The sequence below is a fragment of the Eggerthella sp. genome (assembly GCF_048329335.1).
In the GTDB taxonomy this organism is placed as follows: Bacteria; Actinomycetota; Coriobacteriia; order Coriobacteriales; family Eggerthellaceae; genus Eggerthella; species Eggerthella lenta.
This window is the reverse complement of sequence record NZ_DBFEGU010000199.1, coordinates 1-1923: the sequence shown is the minus strand read 5'-3', so window position 1 is coordinate 1923 and position 1923 is coordinate 1. Positions and strand designations below refer to the sequence as shown.

The following is a 1923-nucleotide window of genomic DNA, read 5'->3' as shown; positions in this document are numbered from 1 at the left end:
CTCGCGCCGTCCTTCGATCCCGCCGAACCCTTCGAGCCCATCGCCAGCGTCTCGCCCGGATGGATCTCCTTGAGCTTGTCGGCTGAGCGCTGCAGGAACTTCTTGTACAGCTGCGATGCCACGGCCGACACCACCGAGCCCACGCCCACGCCGATCGCCGAACCGTAGATTCCGATTTGCGAGGCTAGCAGCATGGACGTAACCGCAGCAAGCGCACCCGCAACGACCTGGGCTATCGAAAGGTCGTCGAAAAGCCCGCCCAACTTTCCCTTTCTGCTGTTCGCCTCCTGCGCCATCGCCTATCCTCCTCGCGTCGTTCTCACGCCGGCCCTGCGCCGGCCCTCTCTTCCTGAACATACCCGAGGATTATGAAGCTCGTGCGCACTCCATCCAACCGTTACCGGCAAGCCACAGAACGTCCAACCATCCCGCGCCGAACTCCCGGGCGCGAAACGGCACCCATGACAATCTCGAGGAGGCAAACGGACGACGAAGCATCCGGGAGATTTTCACCACCTGGGCCTTTGCGCGTCATCGAAGCGATGCCGCCGCCGAATGCGCTCGCACATCGTCATGGGTGCCGTTTCGCGCCCAGATCGTCGGAAGCCACCCGACGAAATCCACCCGCCCTCGGACCGCCAGCGCCCGCCTACACCACTACGAGCAGGCCGAGCAGCACGACGGCGATGCCGCTCATGAGGTTGACGGCATCGTTCGTGACCCAGGCGTAGCCGGACACGAGCGCGGCCTGGGCCCCGCACGGCGGCGTTTCCACAAGCCCTCCCTCAGCGTCGTTCGGACAGCGGTACTTCGCTTGCATGACCACGCCCAGCACGCTGTCCACGAGCGAGCCCACGACGCCGCACGCGATGATGAAGAAGAACGCGTCGGGCCCGGTGGGAATCGCGTAGCCGAACGCATGGAACAGCAGCATGGCCAGAAACGCCGAGGTTACGGCTCCCACCACGGTGGCCGCGAGACCCAACGGGCTCACGCCGCCCGAAAGCCCGCGCTGCATGGGCTCGCGCGTGAGGATGTTCACCGGCGGCCGGCGGCTGTACACGCCCACCTCCGACGCCCACGTGTCGGCCGTGCTGGCCGCCAGAGCGCCGGACGCCAGAAGCAGCAGCCACGGCTCCCCCGTCGCCGTATACGCCAGCGCGCACGCGAGGAACGGCACGCTGTTCGCCAGCACCTGCCGCAACGCACGCGGGCCGCTGTGCTTACGCGAAGCGGTCGCCCCGCCGTTCCGCTTGACCGCCGAAAGCGCCATCAGCTTCGACGCGACGTTCGAGCTGCCGAAGAACCACATGAGCAGCAGCCACAGCGGCCACCCGCCGATAGCGAACGCGAGCGTGCCCACCGCCACGGCGCCGAGGCCGCCGGCCACGGTGAGCAGCCGCAGCCGAAACGACGCGAGCGCCACCGCGCCCGACAGCAGCAATCCCGCGAGCGCGGGCGTGTAGGCGGCTGCGGGCAGGAACAGCACCGCGTACAGCGCCGACACGCCCAGCGGCACGAACAGGTTGTCGAGCCCCTCCACCGAGAACGCCTCGATGGCAGCGGCGACCGCGGCCAGCAGGGCCGCGGCCAGAAGCGACGCCGCGAGCGAGCCCAGCGGGGCGAACGCGCCGCCCGGCGCGCCCAGGATGCCGCCCGCACCGAAAGGCGGCGGCGCCATCAGCACGACGGCGCAGGAAGCGAAGCTCACCGCCAGCATGGTCGCGCTTCCCACCAGCGTCTTCCCGCAGCATCCCACCAGCACGCGTCGTCCGAACCGCTTGCCCAGCACAGCTGCGAACCCGTCGCCGAACGCCATACAGAAGAAGCCGAGCGCGCCCACGTACGGCGTGCCGATACCGAACGAGAACAGCGCGAGCGCCGTCAGCGACACCGCGTAGTACACCGTGCCCGGCGTGTCCT

The 1923-nt window shown here is 68.6% G+C and carries 1 protein-coding gene and 1 pseudogene; both read right to left on the bottom strand.

Annotated elements, in window-relative coordinates; all coding sequences use genetic code 11:
• Positions 1-296, bottom strand: a pseudogene (locus tag ACMO6A_RS06555) (hypothetical protein); the annotation flags it as partial.
• Positions 297-649: 353 nt separating this feature from the next.
• On the bottom strand, positions 650-1923 hold a 1274-nt coding region (locus ACMO6A_RS06550; RefSeq protein WP_418470947.1), incomplete at its 5' end, for a DUF92 domain-containing protein.